General features: G+C 73.0%; 16 protein-coding genes. 11 read left to right on the forward strand and 5 right to left on the reverse strand.

The features are described from left to right. Positions 1-64 precede the first annotated feature (64 nt). Entirely contained in the window at positions 65-517 is a 453-nt protein-coding gene (locus BKA00_RS02010) for a GtrA family protein (protein ID WP_221493525.1), read from the forward strand. A 57-nt stretch (positions 518-574) separates the two neighbouring features. Continuing rightward, complete coding sequence (sigJ, locus tag BKA00_RS02015) at positions 575-1,435, forward strand: RNA polymerase sigma factor SigJ (RefSeq protein ID WP_185023301.1); 861 nt, start codon at positions 575-577, stop codon at positions 1,433-1,435. Positions 1,436-1,450: 15 nt separating this feature from the next. On the opposite strand, the gene BKA00_RS02020 is transcribed toward sigJ, so the two are convergent. Then, positions 1,451-2,320 carry an LLM class F420-dependent oxidoreductase gene (locus tag BKA00_RS02020; RefSeq protein ID WP_185023302.1) on the reverse strand — a complete coding sequence of 290 codons (870 nt, stop codon included), beginning with the start codon at positions 2,318-2,320 and terminating at the stop codon, positions 1,451-1,453. A 130-nt stretch (positions 2,321-2,450) separates the two neighbouring features. Between BKA00_RS02020 and BKA00_RS02025 the strand changes: the two genes are divergently transcribed. Next, positions 2,451-2,840, forward strand: a complete 390-nt coding sequence (locus BKA00_RS02025; RefSeq protein ID WP_185023303.1) for a MerR family transcriptional regulator — start codon at positions 2,451-2,453, stop codon at positions 2,838-2,840. Here BKA00_RS02025 and BKA00_RS02030 read toward each other — a convergent pair. Together BKA00_RS02030 and BKA00_RS02035 are read right to left on the reverse strand one after the other, a co-directional pair. Further along, entirely contained in the window at positions 2,792-3,217 is a 426-nt protein-coding gene (locus BKA00_RS02030; protein ID WP_185023304.1) for a hypothetical protein, read from the reverse strand. The genes BKA00_RS02025 and BKA00_RS02030 overlap by 49 nt on opposite strands. Further along, positions 3,205-3,813, reverse strand: coding sequence for a TIGR03086 family metal-binding protein (locus BKA00_RS02035; protein WP_185023305.1), 609 nt, complete (start codon positions 3,811-3,813; stop codon positions 3,205-3,207). The genes BKA00_RS02030 and BKA00_RS02035 overlap by 13 nt, the downstream gene beginning before the upstream one ends. 82 nt (positions 3,814-3,895) lie before the next feature. On the opposite strand from BKA00_RS02035, the gene pdxR reads away from it, so the two are divergent. Beyond that, a complete protein-coding gene (pdxR, locus tag BKA00_RS02040; protein WP_185023306.1) occupies positions 3,896-5,314 on the forward strand; it encodes a MocR-like pyridoxine biosynthesis transcription factor PdxR in 1,419 nt (472 codons plus the stop codon). On the opposite strand, the gene BKA00_RS02045 is transcribed toward pdxR, so the two are convergent. Further along, entirely contained in the window at positions 5,311-6,585 is a 1,275-nt protein-coding gene (locus BKA00_RS02045) for an ABC transporter ATP-binding protein (protein WP_185023307.1), read from the reverse strand. The genes pdxR and BKA00_RS02045 overlap by 4 nt on opposite strands. Before the next feature lie 267 nt (positions 6,586-6,852). Here BKA00_RS02045 and BKA00_RS02050 point away from each other — a divergent pair, with 267 nt between their 5' ends. The 6 genes from BKA00_RS02050 to efeB all read left to right on the forward strand — a co-directional run bounded on the left by BKA00_RS02050 (position 6,853) and on the right by efeB (position 14,869). Then, on the forward strand, positions 6,853-8,397 hold the full coding sequence (locus tag BKA00_RS02050) for a M20/M25/M40 family metallo-hydrolase (protein ID WP_185023308.1): 1,545 nt from the start codon (positions 6,853-6,855) through the stop codon (positions 8,395-8,397). Between the two features lie 106 nt (positions 8,398-8,503). Continuing rightward, positions 8,504-10,486 carry a DNA primase gene (gene dnaG / locus BKA00_RS02055; protein ID WP_185023309.1) on the forward strand — a complete coding sequence of 661 codons (1,983 nt, stop codon included), beginning with the start codon at positions 8,504-8,506 and terminating at the stop codon, positions 10,484-10,486. A 72-nt stretch (positions 10,487-10,558) separates the two neighbouring features. After that, a complete protein-coding gene (gene rpoD / locus BKA00_RS02060; RefSeq protein WP_420829710.1) occupies positions 10,559-11,704 on the forward strand; it encodes an RNA polymerase sigma factor RpoD in 1,146 nt (381 codons plus the stop codon). Positions 11,705-11,865: 161 nt separating this feature from the next. After that, entirely contained in the window at positions 11,866-12,330 is a 465-nt protein-coding gene (locus BKA00_RS02065) for a YbjQ family protein (RefSeq protein WP_185023311.1), read from the forward strand. A 135-nt stretch (positions 12,331-12,465) separates the two neighbouring features. After that, positions 12,466-13,599, forward strand: coding sequence for an iron uptake system protein EfeO (gene efeO, locus BKA00_RS02070; RefSeq protein WP_185023312.1), 1,134 nt, complete (start codon positions 12,466-12,468; stop codon positions 13,597-13,599). 25 nt (positions 13,600-13,624) lie between these two features. Beyond that, on the forward strand, positions 13,625-14,869 hold the full coding sequence (gene efeB, locus BKA00_RS02075; RefSeq protein WP_185023313.1) for an iron uptake transporter deferrochelatase/peroxidase subunit: 1,245 nt from the start codon (positions 13,625-13,627) through the stop codon (positions 14,867-14,869). Positions 14,870-14,897: 28 nt separating this feature from the next. Here efeB and BKA00_RS02080 read toward each other — a convergent pair whose 3' ends face one another. Continuing rightward, positions 14,898-16,148, reverse strand: a complete 1,251-nt coding sequence (locus BKA00_RS02080) for a molecular chaperone DnaJ (protein WP_185023314.1) — start codon at positions 16,146-16,148, stop codon at positions 14,898-14,900. A gap of 220 nt (positions 16,149-16,368) precedes the next feature. Here BKA00_RS02080 and BKA00_RS02085 point away from each other — a divergent pair, with 220 nt between their 5' ends. Continuing rightward, the gene (locus tag BKA00_RS02085) at positions 16,369-16,944 is read left to right on the forward strand and encodes a TerD family protein (protein ID WP_179843092.1); all 576 of its coding nucleotides are present in this window, start codon (positions 16,369-16,371) and stop codon (positions 16,942-16,944) included. The last annotated feature ends 2 nt before the right edge of the window (positions 16,945-16,946 follow it).

The following is a 16,946-nucleotide window of genomic DNA, read 5'->3' on the forward strand; positions in this document are numbered from 1 at the left end:
TCTTTTGCGGGGTTGCGACCTTCGTATATGTCCTACTCAGGTAAGGTCTGGGCGAGTGAGCACCATGCAGCGGTCGAGACCGGCCGAAACGGTCGCGTCCGCCCCGGCGCTGCGGACATTCCTTGGCGAACTGCTCAGTTTCGGTTTCGTGGGGTGCCTCGGCACGCTGATCATGATCTTCGGCGCCAACCTGATGCGCGCCTGGCTCGGCGGCAGCCCGGTCACGAGCGTCGTCGTGCCGACCGTGGCGTCCACCCTGTCGTCCTACCTGCTCAACCGGTTCTGGACGTTCCGGCACCGCGACAGCGACGGCTCCGGCCGGGAGGTCGCGATCTTCTTCGCGCTGAACGGCGTGGGGCTGCTGATCCAGGTGCTGTGCACCGGCTTCACCTACTACACCCTCGGCCTGCACGGCGGGATCGCCTACAACCTGGGGCTCCTCGCGGGCGTCGGCCTCGGGGCGGCGTTCCGCTACTGGTCGTACAAGAAGTGGGTGTTCACCCCCGCCGCGGCATGAAACGGCGGCCGCGGGGGTTGTCTCCTCACGCAAGCACAGCCGACGCACGGAGCGGGCGTGAGCCGACTCGACGATGAATGGGCCGAGCACCGGTCCGCCGTGTTCGGCGCCGCGTACCGGATCACCGGGAGCGTCGCGGACGCCGAGGACATCACCCAGGACGTGTGGCTGCGCGCCTCCGCGAGGGAGCCGCTGGACGACGTCCGCGACCTGCGCGCCTGGCTGCTCACGGTGGCCGCGCGCCGCGCCTACGACCTGCTGGGCTCGGCCCGCGCGCGGCGCGTGGACTACGTGGGGCCGTGGCTGCCCGAGCCGCTGCTGACCGGGCCGGACGCCGCCGAGCCGGTGCTGATGGACGAGACGGCCGGGACCGCGATGCTCGTGGTCATGGAGGAGCTGTCGCCGCCGGAGCGCGTGGCGTTCGTCCTGCACCAGGCGTTCGAGGTGCCCTACGAGCAGATCGCCGGGGTGCTCGGCAGGTCGGCCGCCGCGTGCCGGCAGCTCGCGTCCCGCGCCCGCCGCAAGATCGCCATGGCGCTGCCGCCCCGCCCGGCCCCGGCGGCCGAGCGCGACCGGGTGCTCGCGGCCTTCCGGTCCGCCTACGAGCGCGGCGACGAGGCCGCGCTGCTCGCGCTGCTGGACCCGGACGCCGTCTACACCGCCGACGGCGGCGGGCGCGTCTTCGCCGCCCGGAAGGTCATCGCCGGGGCGGGACGGGTGGCGACCGCGCTGCTGCGCGTCGGCGCCCGCAACCGGCTGCGGCTGGAGTTCGCGGAGATCAACGGCCGCCGCGAGCTGCTGGTGCGGCGGGACGGGCGGACGGCCGCGGTCGACACCGTGGAGGTCGAGGGCGGCCGCGTCACCGCCGTCCGCCGGGTCCTCAACCCCGACAAGCTCACGTCCCTGCGCGGGATCTGAGCACCGGGGCCGGTCTCACCGCCCCGCCGGGACGATCTTCTCGGTCTGGGCCAGGGCCTCGGCGAGGACACCGGCCAGGTCCTGGCCGGTGCCCTGCGAGAAGATCACCTGGTCGACGCCCCGCTCGGCGAGCCGGCCGACGGTGTCGACGGCGGCGCCGACCGAGGGCGTTCCGGTGAAGAAGGTCAGCGAGGTCTTCTCGATCTCGGCGTAGTCGCGGCCCTCGCGCTCGCAGTGCTCTCCCAGGACCTCCAGCTTGCGGGGCAGCTCGTCGCCGTCGAAGAGGTTGCAGGCGTCGGCGTACTTCGCCACGAACCGCAGCGTCTTCTTCTCCCCGCCCCCGCCGACGAGGATCGGCGGGTGGGGGCGCCGCAGCGCGGGCGGCGAGTTGAGCGGGCGCTCCAGCGCGTAGTGCTCGCCCTCGAACGGCGACTCGTCGCCGTCCCACATCCGGCGGGCGATCCGCAGCGTCTCCTCCAGCCGCTCGAACCGCTCCGCGGTCGGCGGGAACGGGATGCCGAGGCCGCGCGACTCCTCGTCGTTCCAGGCGGCGCCGACACCGAGCCACGCGCGCCCGCCCGACAGGACGTCCAGCGTGGTCACGGTCTTGACCAGCACGCCCGGATGCCGGTAGGTGACGCCGGTGACCATCGTCCCCAGCGTGATCCGCTCCGTCAGCGCCGCCGCGTACGCGAGCGCGGAGTAGCCCTCCAGCATGGGCTCCTCCGGCGGGCCCACGGCGCCGATCTGGAAGAAGTGGTCCATCACCCACAGGGAGTGCAGCCCGCCCTGGTCGGCCTCGCGGGCGACGCGGCCGAACGCCGGGCCGATCCGCTCCGTCCCGCCGGGAAAGGTGAAGCTGGGAACCTGAAGTCCGATGCGCATGGCGACTCCTCCGTGCTTCGTGGCCTACGTCTCTCCTTTCCACTCTGCGACCTGGAGCGCGCTCCAGGTCAAGCGGCCGCACCGGCCCGGCGTTGACCTGGAGTGCGCTCCAGGTGCGATCCTGGGGTGCGTGAGCTCCTACTCTCCCGCCGAGACCGCCGAGAAGAGCGGTTTCAGCATCGACACGCTGCGTTACTACGAGAAGATCGGGCTGCTGTCCGGGATCGCGCGGAACGCGTCGGGGCGGCGCGTGTTCTCCGACGACGACCTGCAGTGGCTCGGGATGCTGCGCTGCCTGCGCGGCACCGGGATGCCGATTGCCGAGATGCTGCGCTACTCCGAGCTGGCCCGCGGCGGCGGCGAGACCGTCCAGGAGCGGCTCGACCTGCTCCAGGAGCACGACCGCCGGGTGGAGGAGCAGATCGCCACGCTGCGCGCGCAGCAGCGGCAGATCAAGGTGAAGATCGGTTTCTACCGGGAGGCGTCGTTGACCTGCGAGCCCGCCCCCGCCTCCGCCTGAGCGAGGGCGCGCTCCGCGCGCTCCCACGTCCCGGCCGGATCGAAGGCGTCCGCCCACCAGGTGTCGGCGCGGATCGTCCCGCGCCGCCGGAACCTGCGCATGACGGCGACGTGCGGCGGCCAGGCGACGAAGCCGCGCAGCGCGGCGTCGCCGGTCCAGACCGAGACGGAGCCGCACCTGCGCCGGCGGAGGTCGGTCCACAGCCACAGGCCGACGGCGCCCTCCAGGTCGGGCCACGACCGGCGCAACGCCATGCCCGCGCGGAAGGCCCTCGGCAGGTCGAGGGTGTGCGCGCAGGTGAAGTCGGTGACGCTGACGAGGACCGGGCCCGTCGCCCGGACCGACCCGGCGCGCCAGCGGGTCCTCAGGAGCGCCATGAGGGGTCCCGGCCGAGGAGGGTGAGCAGGCGGTCCCGCGGCTCCGCGCCGGCCGGGGAGGGGACGGACGAGGCGAACGAGTCGCCGGGGCCCCGGCCCTCCTCGGGGACTATGGCGGCGACCTTCAGGGACGCCTCCACGAGTTCGCCGGCGGGCTCCCAGGCGGCGCCGATCGAGGCGGCGACGTCCCAGGCGTGCACGACGAGGTCGACGAAGTGGAAGCTGATCGCAAGCGCGGCCGGGAAGGCGCCGCCGTCGCGGACCTCGGGGAGGGCGAACCCGGCGTCCAGGGCCACCGCTGCGAAGGCCTCCGTCACGAGGTCGGCGGAGGCCCGCGCCGCGGCGAGGGGGTCGTCGCCGAGGTCGCCGCCCCGCCAGGCGGACAGCCGCGCGCCCTCGCCCCGGGCGGCGGCCGCGAAGCCCTCGTCCTGGCTCACCTGGTGGCGCAGCAGGCCGTGCAGGGTCCAGTCGGGGCACGGCGTCGGCAGGCGCAGCGCGTCCGGCTTCACCTGCGCGACGACGGACAGATAGAGATCGGCCGCTTTCCGGTCGAGTGGCCGGAAATCGGTGGTGAGCAGTTCGTTGAGCAGGTCCATGCCGCCACGCTAGGGAGTCGCAGAGGCCCAGGTACAGGTCCAAAATTGCGCATAATGACTGAGCCGATTTAGGCTCGGCGCCGTGGACCTCCACGTGAGCCTGGTGGGGCGCCGCGACCTCGCCGGGCAGATCTACGGCCAGCTGCGCGCCGCGATCCTGGACGGCCGGCTGCGCGCGGGCGAGGCGCTCCCGCCGACGCGCGAGCTGGCGCGGCGCCTGGCGATCTCGCGCAACACGGTCGGCGTCGCCTACGACCGGCTGGCGGCCGAGGGGTTCCTGACGAGCCGGGTGGGCGCGGGGACGTTCGTCCGGGAGACCGGGTCCGCCGCGCGCGGCGCGCCCTCGCCCTCGGCCTCGCCGCTGCGGCCGCGCGCCGTGTGGCGGGAGGTGTCGGTCTGGCCGGCGCCGATGCCCGGGATCCGGTGGGACTTCCGCGCCGGACTGCCCGACGTGCGGCTGTTCCCTTACGAGGCCTGGCGGCGGATCACGTCGGGCCTGCTGCGGCCGTCGGGGCTGGCCGACCCCGCCTCGGCGGCGGACCCTGCCGGGCTGCCCGCCCTGCGCGAGGCCGTCGCCCGGCACGTGGGCGTCTCGCGGTCGGTGCGGGCGAGCGCGGCCGACGTCGTCGTCACCTCCGGCGTCCAGCAGGCCCTCGACCTGATCGTCCGGGTCCTCCTGGAACCGGGCGACGTGGTGGCCGTGGAGGACCCCGGATACCCGCCCGTGCGGATGCTCCTCGCCGCCGCCGGGATGCGGGTGCGCGGCGTGCCGGTCGACGCCGAGGGGCTCCGGGTGGACGCGCTGCCCGCCGAGGCGCGGGCCGTCTACGTCACGCCCTCGCACCAGTTCCCGCTGGGCATGCCGATGTCGCTGCCGCGCCGCAGGGCGCTGCTCGACTGGGCGCGGCGCCGGGACGTGGTGATCGTCGAGGACGACTACGACACCGAGTACCGCTACGGCGGGCGGCCCGTCGAGCCGCTGCAGAGCCTCGACGAGGACGGCCGCGTCCTGTACACCGGCACCTTCTCCAAGATCATGCGGCCGGTGCTGCGGCTGGGGTTCCTGGTGGCGCCCCCGGCGCTGCACCACGCGTTCCGCATGGCGCGCTACGTCTCGTCGTGGCACGCCGAGCTGCCCGCGCAGGCCGCGCTCGCCCGGTTCATCGACGAGGGGCTGCTCGCCCGGCACATCCGCAGGTCCCGCCGCGAGTACCGGGCGCGGCACGAGCGCGTCGCCGAGCGGGTCGCCGGGCTGCCGGGGGACCGGCTCGACCTCGTCCCGTCCGAGGCGGGGCTGCATCTGAGCGCGGTGTTCCGGGACGGCGCGGACGACGCGGCCGTCGCCGCGAAGGCGCTCGCCGCGGGCGTCGGGCTGTTCGCGCTGTCGGAGTTCGCCGTGACGGGGCCGCCCGGCGCGGGCCTGGTCCTCGGGTACGGCGCCGTGACGCCGCCCGAGATCGACGAGGGGATGCGCCGGCTGGCGGGGGTCCTTCGCGGCTAGCGGTGAACGGGCGTGATGCGCCGGCCGTCCGCGCCGAAGAACAGGACACGGTCCAGGTCGACCGCCAGCGCGACGCGTTCGCCCCGGTCGGGCCGCCCGCCGGGCGCGATGCGGAAGACGAGGTCGGACCGCCGGTGGTGGCCCGCGTGCTCCTCGGCCGGCTCCTGCGCCTCGGCCGGCCTGCCGAACAGCGCCCGCACCCGGTCGCGCAGCCCGGCCCGCTCCTCCGCGAGGACCGGGGGCCGCTCGGGACGCCCGACCTCGTTCGCGTCCACCGTGGGGATGCCGGCCTCGGCGTAGGCGAGCCACTCGTGGCCGTGGAACTCGAGCGCGCGGACCTGGCCGGACAGGACGGTCCCGGACGGGGCGGGCGAGCCCGGGGCGATCGGCATCATCGTGTCGGGGCGGATCCCGACGATCACGGGCCGGCCCTGATGGCTGATCAGCGCGGACGCCCGCGGGTCGTCCCAGGGCAGGGTGAGCCGCTGCGGTCCGAGGTCGAGCATCAGCCCCTGGCCCTCGACCGCCCACAGGGTGGCCTGCAGCAGGTTGATCGGAGGCGAGCTGAGGAACGCGGCCACGAACACGGTCGCCGGGTCCTCGTAGATCTGCTCGGGGGTGCCGACGTCCTCCAGGACGCCGTCGCGCAGCACGGCCATCCGGTCGGCCATCGTCATGGCCTCGACCTGGTCGTGCGTGACGTAGACGGTGGTGGTGCCGCTGGAGCGCACCAGCGCGGCGATCTCGACGCGCAGCTCGGTGCGCAGGCCCGCGTCCAGGCTCGACAGCGGCTCGTCCATCAGGAACAGCGACGGCTCGCGGATCAGCGCCCGCCCGATCGCGGCCCGCTGCCGCTGGCCCCCCGACAGGGTGCGCGGCAACCGGTCGATCATGGTGTTGATGCCGAGCGCGCGCGCCAGCTCGACGACCTTCGCGGAGGCCTCGGCGCGGTCGTCCCCGGACACCTCCAGCGGGAACATCATGTTGCCCTTGACCGTGCGGTGCGGGTAGAGCGCGCCTTCCTGGAACACCATCGCCACGTTGCGGTCGCGCGGCGGCAGGTCGTTGGCCACGGTGCCGTTCAGCCACAGGTCCCCGCCGGTGATCTCCTCCAGCCCGGCGATCATGCGCAGGATGGTCGACTTGCCGCAGCCGGACGGTCCGAGGAGGACGAACAGCTCCCCGTCGTTGATGCGCAGGCGGACGTTGCGGACCGCCGCGTGCCCGCCGGGATACACCTTGTCGACGCCGTCCAGCACAACATCCGTCATCGAGTCCGCCTGGGGGTGGGCAAATCTACGGTGGGCCATCTCATCGCGGTGCGGTCCACGTTGTCCAGAGTAAAACCGGGGTTACCCGCCGTTAACCCGGCCGAGTCCGGCCATGATCGTATATTCCGGCGCCGCGGGATGTTTCCCGGCTTCGAGCTGCTCGGAGGCCGTGCCGGGGGGACCGGCGGACCGCCGCCCTGGAGATCGGCGCTCCGCCGTGTCACCTTTGATCACGAAGCCCGTCCGGGGTTCGAAGGAGGAGCTCCCATGCCCGACTCCCCACCCGCCGTCACCCGCCGCGCCTTCCTGCACCGCACCGGCGCGGGCGCCGTCCTGCTCGCGGGCGGCGTGCTCGCCGGCGGAACCGCCGCCGCCGCGCCGGCCGGCCGATCCGCCCTCGCCGGCCCCGCCCGCGGGCCCGCGCCCGCCGACCTCGACCCGCTGGCCCTGCTGAGGAAGATGCTGTCGTTCGACACCCAGAACTTCGGGGAGGGCGGCGCCACCCGTGCCCACGCCGAGATGCTCAAGGCGGTCTGGGAGGCCGCGGGGGTCCCCGCGCAGATCGTCCCCACGCCGAAGAAGGACAACGTCCACCTGATCGCCAGGATCGAGGGCGCCACCGCGGCGCCGCCGCTGCTGCTGCTCGGACATTCCGATGTCGTTCCGGTGGAACGTGACAAATGGTCAGTCGACCCGTTCGCCGGAATCGTTCGCGACGGGGAGGTCTACGGCCGCGGCGCCCTGGACATGAAGGGCGCCAACTCCGCGAACATCAGCGCCCTGCTCAGGCACGTCAAGGAGGGCGCGAGGTTCGACCGCGACATCATCGTCCTCACCGACTGTGACGAGGAGGCCGGGCAGTACGGCTCCCACTGGCTGGCCGAGCACCACTGGGACAAGATCAACGCGGGCATGGTGCTCACCGAGGGCGGCTGGTTCCTCGCCCAGAAGGACCGGCGGACGCCGATGCTCATCACGGTGACCCGCCAGGACAAGGTCTACTTCAACCTCGACCTCGCCGCCGGCGGCACCGCCACCCACTCCTCCAAGCCCAACCCCGACTCGGCCATCGCCCGGCTCTCCCGCGCCGTCGCCGACCTCGACACCTGGCTCGCGCCGGTCGCGCTCACCCCCGTGACGCGGGAGTACTTCGGCGCGCTGGCCAAGGCCACCGACGACCGCCCGTTCGAACGGGCGCTGCGGCTGCTGCTGTCCGCCCGCTCCCAGCAGGCCCGCGAGCGGGCGGCCGCGCTCGTCGTCAGGCGCAGCTCCTACCCGTGGCTCCACCAGGCCCTCCTCCGCACGACGCACGCCTTCGTGATCGAGGACGCGGGCTACAAGGAGAACGTCATCCCGTCCAAGGCCACGCTGCGCCTCAACTGCCGGGGCGTCCCCGGCGGCCAGCGGCCGCGCGACTTCCTGGCCGCGATCCGGCGGCGCCTCGCCGACCGCGAGGTGACCGTCGCGCTCGCGGGCAATCCGGGGGAGTCGGAGGAGGACGCTCTCAAGAGGCTGGACGAGACCTGGGCCAAGGCGCCGTCCAGCCTGGACTCGCCCCTGTTCAGGGCCATCGGCGCCGCCGCCGCCGAGACCTATCCGGACGCGGTCTTCGCGCCCGCCCTGTTCGAGGCCGGGACGAGCCTCTCGCCGTGGACCTCCAAGGGCGTCCCCGGTTACGGCGTCTACCCCTACGTCGTCGACAACGACCAATTGATCGCGATGCACGGCAACGACGAGCGCATCGCCGTCGAGGCGCTCAAGCAGGGCACGGAGTTCATGTACAGGCTCTTCGGCCGCTTCCGGGCGGGCTGAGGTGAGGCGCCCCCGCCCCTGCGGTCCGCGCAGGGGCGGGGGCCCACCCATGCCCGTCGCGGTGCGATGCCCTCGATGTCACGGGCCCGCCGTAGACTCCTTGGTCGTGGCAGGCCGGATTCGCAATGAGGACATCGCACTCGTACGGGAGCGCTCGTCCATCGCCGACGTGATCGGCGAGTACCTGCAGCTGCGCAGTGCGGGCGGCGGCAATCTCAAGGGCCTGTGCCCGTTCCATGACGAGAAGTCCCCGTCGTTCAACGTGACGCCCTCGCGCGGGCTGTACTTCTGCTTCGGCTGCGAGGCGGGCGGCGACGTCATCAAGTTCGTCCAGGAGATCGAGCACCTGACCTTCGGCGAGTCGGTGGAGCGGCTCGCCGCCCAGGCCGGGATCCAGCTGCGCTACGAGGAGGGCGGCGGGCGCGGCCCCCGCCAGGACGGCGGGCAGCGCGCCCGGCTGGTCGAGGCGCACCGGGCGGCCGCCGAGTACTACGCCGAGCAGCTGAACTCCGCCGCCGGCGCGCCCGGCCGCACGTTCCTGTCCGAGCGCGGCTTCGAGGCCGCCGACGCCGAGCGCTTCGGGGTCGGGTTCGCGCCCCGCGAGTGGGAGGGCCTCGTCCGGCATCTGCGCGGGCGCGGCTTCGCCGACCGCGACATCGTCGCCGGCGGCCTGGCCAAGGAGGGGCGGCGCGGCCCCATGGACCGGTTCCGCGGCCGCCTGATGTGGCCGATCCGCGACCTGTCCGGCGACGTCATCGGGTTCGGCGCGCGGCGCCTCTTCGAGGACGACGACGGCCCCAAGTACCTGAACACCCCCGAGTCGCCGCTCTTCCACAAGAGCTCGGTGCTGTACGGGGCCGACCTCGCCAAGAAGGAGATCGCCCGGCGGCGGCAGGCCGTGGTGGTCGAGGGCTACACCGACGTGATGGCCTGCCATCTGGCGGGCGTCCCGACGGCCATCGCCACCTGCGGCACGGCGTTCGGCGACGAGCACATCAAGGTGCTGCGCCGCCTGCTGATGGACCAGGACGAGTTCCGCGGCGAGGTGATCTTCACCTTCGACGGCGACGCGGCCGGCCGCAAGGCGGCGCTGCGCGCCTTCGACGACGAGCAGAAGTTCGTGTCCCAGACGTTCGTGGCCGTCCAGCCGGACGGCCTCGACCCGTGCGACCTGCGCATCCGGCACGGCGACGCGGCGGTGCGCGACCTCGTGGCGTCCCGGCTGCCCCTGTTCGAGTTCGCCGTGCGCAGCGCGATCGAGCAGCACGACCTCGACACGGTCGAGGGGCGCCTCGGCGCGCTGGACGCGGCCGCCCCGGTCGTCGCCGCCATCAAGGACCGCTCCCGCCGCCACATGTACGCGGTCAACCTGGACCGCTGGCTCGGCATCATGGACGAGCAGTTCGTGCTGCGCCGCGTCCGGGAACTGGCCGGCCGGCAGCACGGCCGCGCGCAGGCGGGAAACGGGCGCGGTCAGAACGGGCGCGGCCAGAACGGGCAGAACGGGCACGGGCGCGCGCAGAACGGCGACGGCCGGGGGAACGGCCCGGTCGCGGAGAACGGGCGCGGCGGCGACGCGGAGTCCCGGGCGCCGCGGCGCCCCGCCTTCGACCCCTCCGACCCCGAGGTCCAGCGCGAGCGCGAGCTGCTGAAACTGGCGGTCCAGCGCCCGGCGCTGCTCGGCCCGGCGTTCGACGAGCTCCCGGTCGAGGCGTTCCTCGCGCCCCCGCACACGGCGGTGCGAGCGGTGATCGCGGAGGCCGGCGGCGTCACGGCGGCGGGGAGCGTCGCGGAGTGGGTCGCCCACCTCCTGGACCGGGCGCCGAACGACCAGGTCAGAGATCTGCTCACCAAGCTCGGCGTGGAGCCGGTCCGGTCGGCCCAGGAATCGGATGACCGCTATGCCGCGGAATTGCTGGCCCGAATGCAGGAGCGGCAGCTCACGCACATGATCGCGAACGTGAAATCTAAACTCGGGCGGCTGAATCCGGTCGAGGCGGCCGAGGAGTACAACCGGCTCTTCGGTGATCTTGTCGCGCTTGAGCAGCAGAGACGGGTGTTGCGTGAGCGGGGGCTTGGGTCGCAATAGGCGCCCGTCCCGCGAAAATGGGTCCTGTGATCTAGGCCCCGTTTGACGCAGACTGTCTGCGTGGGCCCTTCGGTGCTGCCAAGCGAGGCGCCATCGGTTGATCAGGTGGCGGACCTCGTCGCACGCGGCAGAGAGCGCGGCGGTGTGACCGTCGAGGACGTCGCTGCCGCGCTCGATCGCTCGGACTTGCCGGACGACTCGCTGGAGCGGGTCGTGCGGATGCTCGCAGAGCAGGGGGTGGACGTTCTCGACTCTCAGCAGGAGACCGAGGACGTCACGCGAGCGGATGAGGGAGACCTCGGCAAGCGGGCGCCGACGAGCGACCTGGTTCGGATCTACCTGAGAGAGATCGGTCGCGTACCGCTGCTCACGGCAGAAGATGAGGTAGAACTCGCGAAATCGATCGAGGCGGGACTTTTCGCCGAGGAGAAGATGGCGCGCACCGCCGTCCTCGCCCGCGGCGAACTGCTCGACCTCGAACTGCTCTCCCGCGAGGGGGCGCGGGCGAAGCAACGGCTGATCGAGGCGAATCTCCGGCTCGTGGTCTCGATCGCCAAACGCTACGTCGGCAGGGGAATGCTGTTCCTCGACCTGATCCAGGAGGGAAATCTCGGACTGATCCGCGCGGTCGAGAAATTCGACTACACCAAGGGGTTCAAGTTCTCCACCTATGCCACCTGGTGGATCCGGCAGGCGATCACCCGGGCGATCGCCGACCAGGCCCGGACGATCCGCATCCCGGTGCACATGGTGGAGACGATCAACAAGCTGGTCCGCGTGCAGCGCCAGATGCACCAGGACCTCGGCCGGGAGCCGAGCCCCGAGGAGATCGGCCTGGAGATGGGCCTGTCGCCCGTCCGGGTCGTGGAGATCCAGCGCATCGCGCAGGAGCCGGTCTCGCTGCAGTCGCCGATCGGCGAGGAGGACTCCGACCTCGGCGACTTCATCGAGGACGCCGACGCGGTCGTGCCGATGGAGGCCGCGGCGTTCATCCTGCTGCAGGACCAGCTGGAGGACATCCTCGCCACGCTGTCGGAACGGGAGCAGCGCATCATCCAGTTGCGCTTCGGCCTGGCCGACGGCCACCCGCGCACCCTCGAGGAGGTGGGGCGCGAGTTCGGCGTGACGAGGGAGCGGATCCGCCAGATCGAGTCCAAGACGCTGGCGAAGCTGCGCCACCCGTCCCGGGCCCAGATGCTCCGGGAGTATCTGGAGTGACGCCGGGGCCCGCCCGGCGGGCCGCCCTCCCGGCCGTCCGCCGGGAGGGCGGCCCCGGGCGCGCCGGCGGCCGCGCCCGGCACGGCGTCCGGCGGTGCGAGAGATACGCGTTACCGCTGTTACGTCGCATTTCGTCCCAACCGTGTCCTACCGTGGTGACCATGCTGATCGTGACGACTGATGGCGTGGCGGGGTACGAGATCAGGAGCGTGCTCGGAGAGGTCCTCGGGCTGGCGGTCCGAGCGGATCAGGGCGCGGTCCACGCGCCCGGGCAGGGCGGGAGCAGCGCGACCTTCCGGGTGACGGGGGAGCAGCCGGGCGCCGGACTGGCCGCGGCGCGCCGCGAGGCGGTGGACCGGCTCGGCGAGGAGGCCCGCCGCAAGGGCGCGAACACGGTGGTGGGCATGAGGTTCGACACCGCCCTGCTCGGCGGCGGCATCGAGGTGTGCGCGTACGGGACGGCCGTCTGGGCGGAGCCGGCGGCGCAGCAGCGCGAGCAGGCGCCCCAGCACCAGCAGCGGCCGCAGCATCCGGGGCACCTGCCCCCGTACGGCGACCCGCAGGCCGGGGGCCCGCCGATGGCCGCGCGCAACCTCACGATGGGCCTGCACGACCGCCCGCGCTGAGCCGTCCCGCCGGACGGCCCGGAACAGGGCGCCACGGCGTGGGATGACTCACTGTCTCCGACCCCACTTGACGTGCTGAGGTTAGCTTTCGCTAATTTAGGTAAGCCTAACCATTTGCACGCCCCTGGAGACCTGATGCGTCCTGTGTCCGTCCTCGCGCTCGCCGGCGCCGCCGCGGTGTCGATGTCCCTTCTGACGGCGTGCGGCGGTGACGGGGACGAGGCGGGCGCGGCGGGCGCCATCGCCGTGACGGCCACCGACGACGCCTGCGAGGTCGCCAAGACCGACCTGCCCGCGGGCAAGACCACCTTCAAGGTGGCCAACAAGGGCTCCAAGGTCAACGAGTTCGAGGTGCTCAAGGCGGACGGCAAGATCCTCGCCGAGCGGGAGAACATCGGCCCCGGGACCAGCGTCGACTTCGTCGTGAACCTGCCCGCCGGGCAGTACAAGCTGCTGTGCAGTGCCGGGCAGACCGGCAAGGGCCCGTCCCAGGACGTCACTGTCACCGGCGGCTCCGCCGTCGGCGCGGACCCGCGCCTGACCAAGGCCGCGGCCGACTACAAGGCCTTCGTCATCGCCCAGACCGACGACACGATCGCCAAGACGGAGAAGTTCGTGGCCGCGGTGAAGGACGGCGACGTCGAGAAGGCCAAGGAGCTGTACGCGCCGTCCCGCGTCGGCTGGGAGACGATCGAGCCCGTCGCCGAGAAGTTCTCCGATCTCGACCCCAAGGTCGACGCGCGCGAGGCCGACCTGAAGCCGGAGGAGAAGAAGGACTGGTCCGGCTGGCACCTGCTGGAGAAGGCCCTCTGGAAGGACGGCTCCGTCAAGGGCAAGGAGAAGTACGGCGACCAGCTGCTGGCCGACCTCGGCACCCTGAAGTCGCGGCTGCCCGGCCTCACGCTCGACCCCGTCAACGACATGGCGGGCGGCGCCAAGGAGCTGCTGGACGAGGTCGCCACCGGCAAGGTCACCGGCGAGGAGGAGGCGTTCAGCCACACCGACCTCGTCGACTTCAAGGCCAACGTGGACGGCGCCAAGAAGATCTACGATCTGCTCAAGCCGGTCGTCCAGGAGCGGGACGCGCAGCTCGCCAAGGACCTCGACGACAACTTCGCGGGCGTCGAGACGCTGCTGAAGAAGCACGAGAAGGGCGACGGCTACGTCTCCTACGACAAGGTCGGCGAGGACGAGCGCAAGGAGCTGGCCGACGCGGTGAACGCGCTGGGCGAGCCCCTGTCCAGGCTCGCCGCCGCCGTCGCCAAGTGATCCGGACGAGAGGAACGGCAGCGGCATGACGGGCGAAGGGACGCAGGAGCGGCCGGGCGTGTCCCGGCGGCGGATGCTGGGGTTCTCCGGCGCGAGCCTGCTCGTCGGGGCCGCCGCCGGGGCGGGCCTCGACCGGGTCGCCTCCGCGGAGGAGGACGACGGCGCGGGCGACGCGATCGCCTTCCACGGCCCGCACCAGGCGGGCATCGCCACCCCGGTGCAGGACCGGCTGCACTTCGCGGCCTTCGACGTCACGACGGGCGACCGCGACCGGCTCGTGCGGATGCTGAAGGAGTGGACGGCCGCGGCCGCCGCCATGACCGCGGGCCGGCCGGTCGGCGACGGTGCGGTCGGCGGCCCCTCGGTCGCGCCGCCGGACGACACCGGCGAGGCGCTCGGGCTTCCGCCGTCCCGGCTCACGCTGACGATCGGCTTCGGGCCGTCGCTGTTCGAGAAGGACGGCAAGGACCGGTTCGGCCTCAGGTCGCGCCGGCCCGCCGCCCTGGTCGACCTGCCGCACTTCCCGGGCGACAACCTCGACCCGGCCCGCAGCGGCGGCGACATCGCCGTGCAGGCCTGCGCCGACGACCCGCAGGTCGCGGTGCATGCCATCCGGAACCTGGCGCGCATCGGGTTCGGCGTGGTCGCGGTCCGCTGGTCCCAGCTCGGCTTCGGCAAGACGTCCTCGACGACGCCGGACGCGCAGACCCCGCGCAACCTGTTCGGGTTCAAGGACGGCACCGAGAACATCGCCGGAACCGAGGGAGACCTGCTCGACCGCCACGTGTGGGCGGCCGGGGGCGACGGGGCCGGCTGGATGGCGGGCGGCTCCTACCTCGTCGCCCGCCGCATCCGGATGCACATCGAGACCTGGGACCGCACGTCACTGCGCGAGCAGGAGGACATCTTCGGGCGGAACAAGGGCGAGGGCGCGCCGGTCGGGCTGAAGAAGGAGCGCGACAGGCCCGTCCTGTCCCGGATGAAGCCGGACGCGCACGTGCGGCTCGCCCACCCCGACTCCAACCAGGGGACGCGCATCCTGCGGCGCGGCTACTCGTTCACCGACGGGTCGGACGGCCTCGGCCGGCTGGACGCGGGGCTGTTCTTCATCGCCTTCCAGCGCGATCCGCGGACGGGGTTCATCCGCGTCCAGAACTCGCTGGCCACCGACGCGCTGAACGAGTACATCCAGCACGTCGGGTCAGGCGTCTACGCGTGCCCCCCTGGCGTCCGCAAGGGCGGCTACTGGGGAGACACCCTCTTCGCCTGACGGGCCGCCTCCGCCTTGGGGCCGGGGGCTAGCCCTGCTGGGCACGCTCCGAGCGTATCCGCGCCACCACGTCGCCGGCGGCCCTCCTGATGGACTCCAGCTCCTGCAGATAGGCCCAGTAGTCGGGGTGGGCGCCGGTGAGCCGCCGTGGCGCCCTCTCCAGCCGCTCGACGAGCGAGTCGAGCACGCGGGCGTGCTGGGGCGGGGCGCCGCCCGGCTGGGCCATGGCGAGCCGCTGGGCGTCGCGCACCGCGAACCGGACGCCCTCGACGGGCCCTTCCGGATCCTCGGCGACCGCTCTCAGCTCCTCCACCCGCCCGGTGACCTGCCCGGCGCGGCGGTCGGCGGCGTTCAGCTCGGTGCGGGCGGCGGTGAGCGCCTGCTGCGCCCGCTTCCACTCGGCGCGGCCCGCGTGCGCGGACGCCTCGTTCAACCGCTCGCGGGCCCGCGTGACGGCCGCCTCGACCGACTCGGGGGCGCCCTTGAGGTCCTGCCAGCACGCCTGCGAGTAGCCGCGCACGAGGACGCGCATCGCCTCCCTGACGGCCCCCGCGCGGTTCGCGACCGCGTCGGCCCGCGTCCGGACGGAGGAGAGCGAGTCGCGGACCTTCTGCGCCTGCCGGGGCAGCTCCGCGGCCGCCTCCCGCGCCCCCTCGGCGATCTCGCGGACCTCGTCGGCCTTGCGGATGGCGCCGTCGAGGCCGAGCCCGCCGAGCCCCTGGGAGCCGAGCTGCGCGAGGACCCGCCTGGCGCGGTCCAGCTCCTCCTCGGGGTCGGCGGCGTCCATCCCGGCGGCCCTGGCCGCCGTCACGGCGGCGTCGGCGGCGGCCACGGCCTCGCGGGCGGCGGTGAGGCGGGGCGGGAGCTGGTCGAGCGCGGACTCCAGCCGGGCCATCTGCGGGGCGAGGCGCTCGGCGAAGCCGTTGAGGTCCCCGGCGGTCTTCCGCAGCCGCTCGGTGGAGGCGACGAACGCGCGCCGCGCCGCGTCGTACTCGGCCGGTGACCGGTCCCGGTCATCGAGGTCGTGGGCGTCCAGGACGGAGATGTAGGCCACCGAGGCGGCGTCGGCGGCCTCGGCGAGCCGGGTGAACTCCCGGCGCGCGGGCTCGGCCGCCCTGGCGTCCAGGTCCTCGAACACGGTGACGCGGCCGTCGATGTACTTCTGCGCCTGGTCCATGTCGTAGAAGGCGGCCGCGGCCGCCTCCCGCGCCTCGACGGCCTCGGCCGCCGCCTGTGCCCCGCGGCCGCCCCGGCGGCGCTGGTCGCCCGGTCCCCGCAACGCAGCCTCCCTTCGTCCGCCCCCCAGTCTGGCGCAACCGGCCCGGGTTTCGTCCATGCGCGCAGGCGGCGGGGCGCGCGACGACGGCCGGGCGGCGGCCGAGTCACAAAGATTGTCGCCATCCCTTCATAAAGGATGGAACGGATAGCATCGCTGCAACGTCGATAAGGCTGGGCGCCCGTTCGGCGTCCGATCCGGCATGCGATCTTGGAGGCCCATCGTGCCCGTCAGCCTGAGCAAAGGCGGCAACGTCTCGCTCACCAAGCAGGCCCCCGGCCTGTCCGCGGTGACCGTCGGTCTCGGGTGGGACCTGCGCACGACGACCGGGACCGACTTCGACCTCGACGCCTCCGCCATGGTCCTGGACGCCTCCGGAAAGATCATTACCGACCAGCACTTCGTCTTCTTCAACAATCTGCGCACGCCGGACGGCGCGGTCGAGCACACCGGCGACAACACCACCGGCGCGGGCGAGGGGGACGACGAGCAGCTCAAGGTCAACTTCGGCGCGATGCCCGCCACGGCCGAGCGGGTCGCGTTCGCCGTGTCGATCTACGACGCCGAGAGCCGCGGGCAGAACTTCGGGCAGGTCCGCAACGCCTTCATCCGGGTGCTGAACCAGGCCGACGGTGCGGAGATGGCGCGCTACGACCTGACCGAGGACGCGTCCATGGAGACCGCCATGGTCTTCGGCGAGCTGTACCGCAACGGGACGGAATGGAAGTTCAGGGCGGTGGGCCAGGGGTACGCGTCGGGCCTGGCCGGCATCGCGGCCGACTTCGGCGTCAACATCTGAAC

The sequence above is a fragment of the Actinomadura coerulea genome (assembly GCF_014208105.1).
GTDB lineage: Bacteria > Actinomycetota > Actinomycetes > Streptosporangiales > Streptosporangiaceae > Spirillospora > Spirillospora coerulea.

Excerpts from the sequence above, each read along its gene's own strand:
- BKA00_RS02030 (WP_185023304.1), bottom strand. The coding sequence starts at position 3,217 with ATGGCGCTCCTGAGGACCCGCTGGCGCGCCGGGTCGGTCCGGGCGACG.
- efeB (WP_185023313.1), top strand. The coding sequence starts at position 13,625 with ATGACGGGCGAAGGGACGCAGGAGCGGCCGGGCGTGTCCCGGCGGCGG.
- BKA00_RS02020 (WP_185023302.1), bottom strand. The coding sequence starts at position 2,320 with ATGCGCATCGGACTTCAGGTTCCCAGCTTCACCTTTCCCGGCGGGACG.
- BKA00_RS02035 (WP_185023305.1), bottom strand. The coding sequence starts at position 3,813 with ATGGACCTGCTCAACGAACTGCTCACCACCGATTTCCGGCCACTCGAC.
- BKA00_RS02050 (WP_185023308.1), top strand. The coding sequence starts at position 6,853 with ATGCCCGACTCCCCACCCGCCGTCACCCGCCGCGCCTTCCTGCACCGC.
- efeO (WP_185023312.1), top strand. The coding sequence starts at position 12,466 with ATGCGTCCTGTGTCCGTCCTCGCGCTCGCCGGCGCCGCCGCGGTGTCG.
- BKA00_RS02045 (WP_185023307.1), bottom strand. The coding sequence starts at position 6,585 with ATGACGGATGTTGTGCTGGACGGCGTCGACAAGGTGTATCCCGGCGGG.
- BKA00_RS02010 (WP_221493525.1), top strand. The coding sequence starts at position 65 with ATGCAGCGGTCGAGACCGGCCGAAACGGTCGCGTCCGCCCCGGCGCTG.
- BKA00_RS02065 (WP_185023311.1), top strand. The coding sequence starts at position 11,866 with ATGCTGATCGTGACGACTGATGGCGTGGCGGGGTACGAGATCAGGAGC.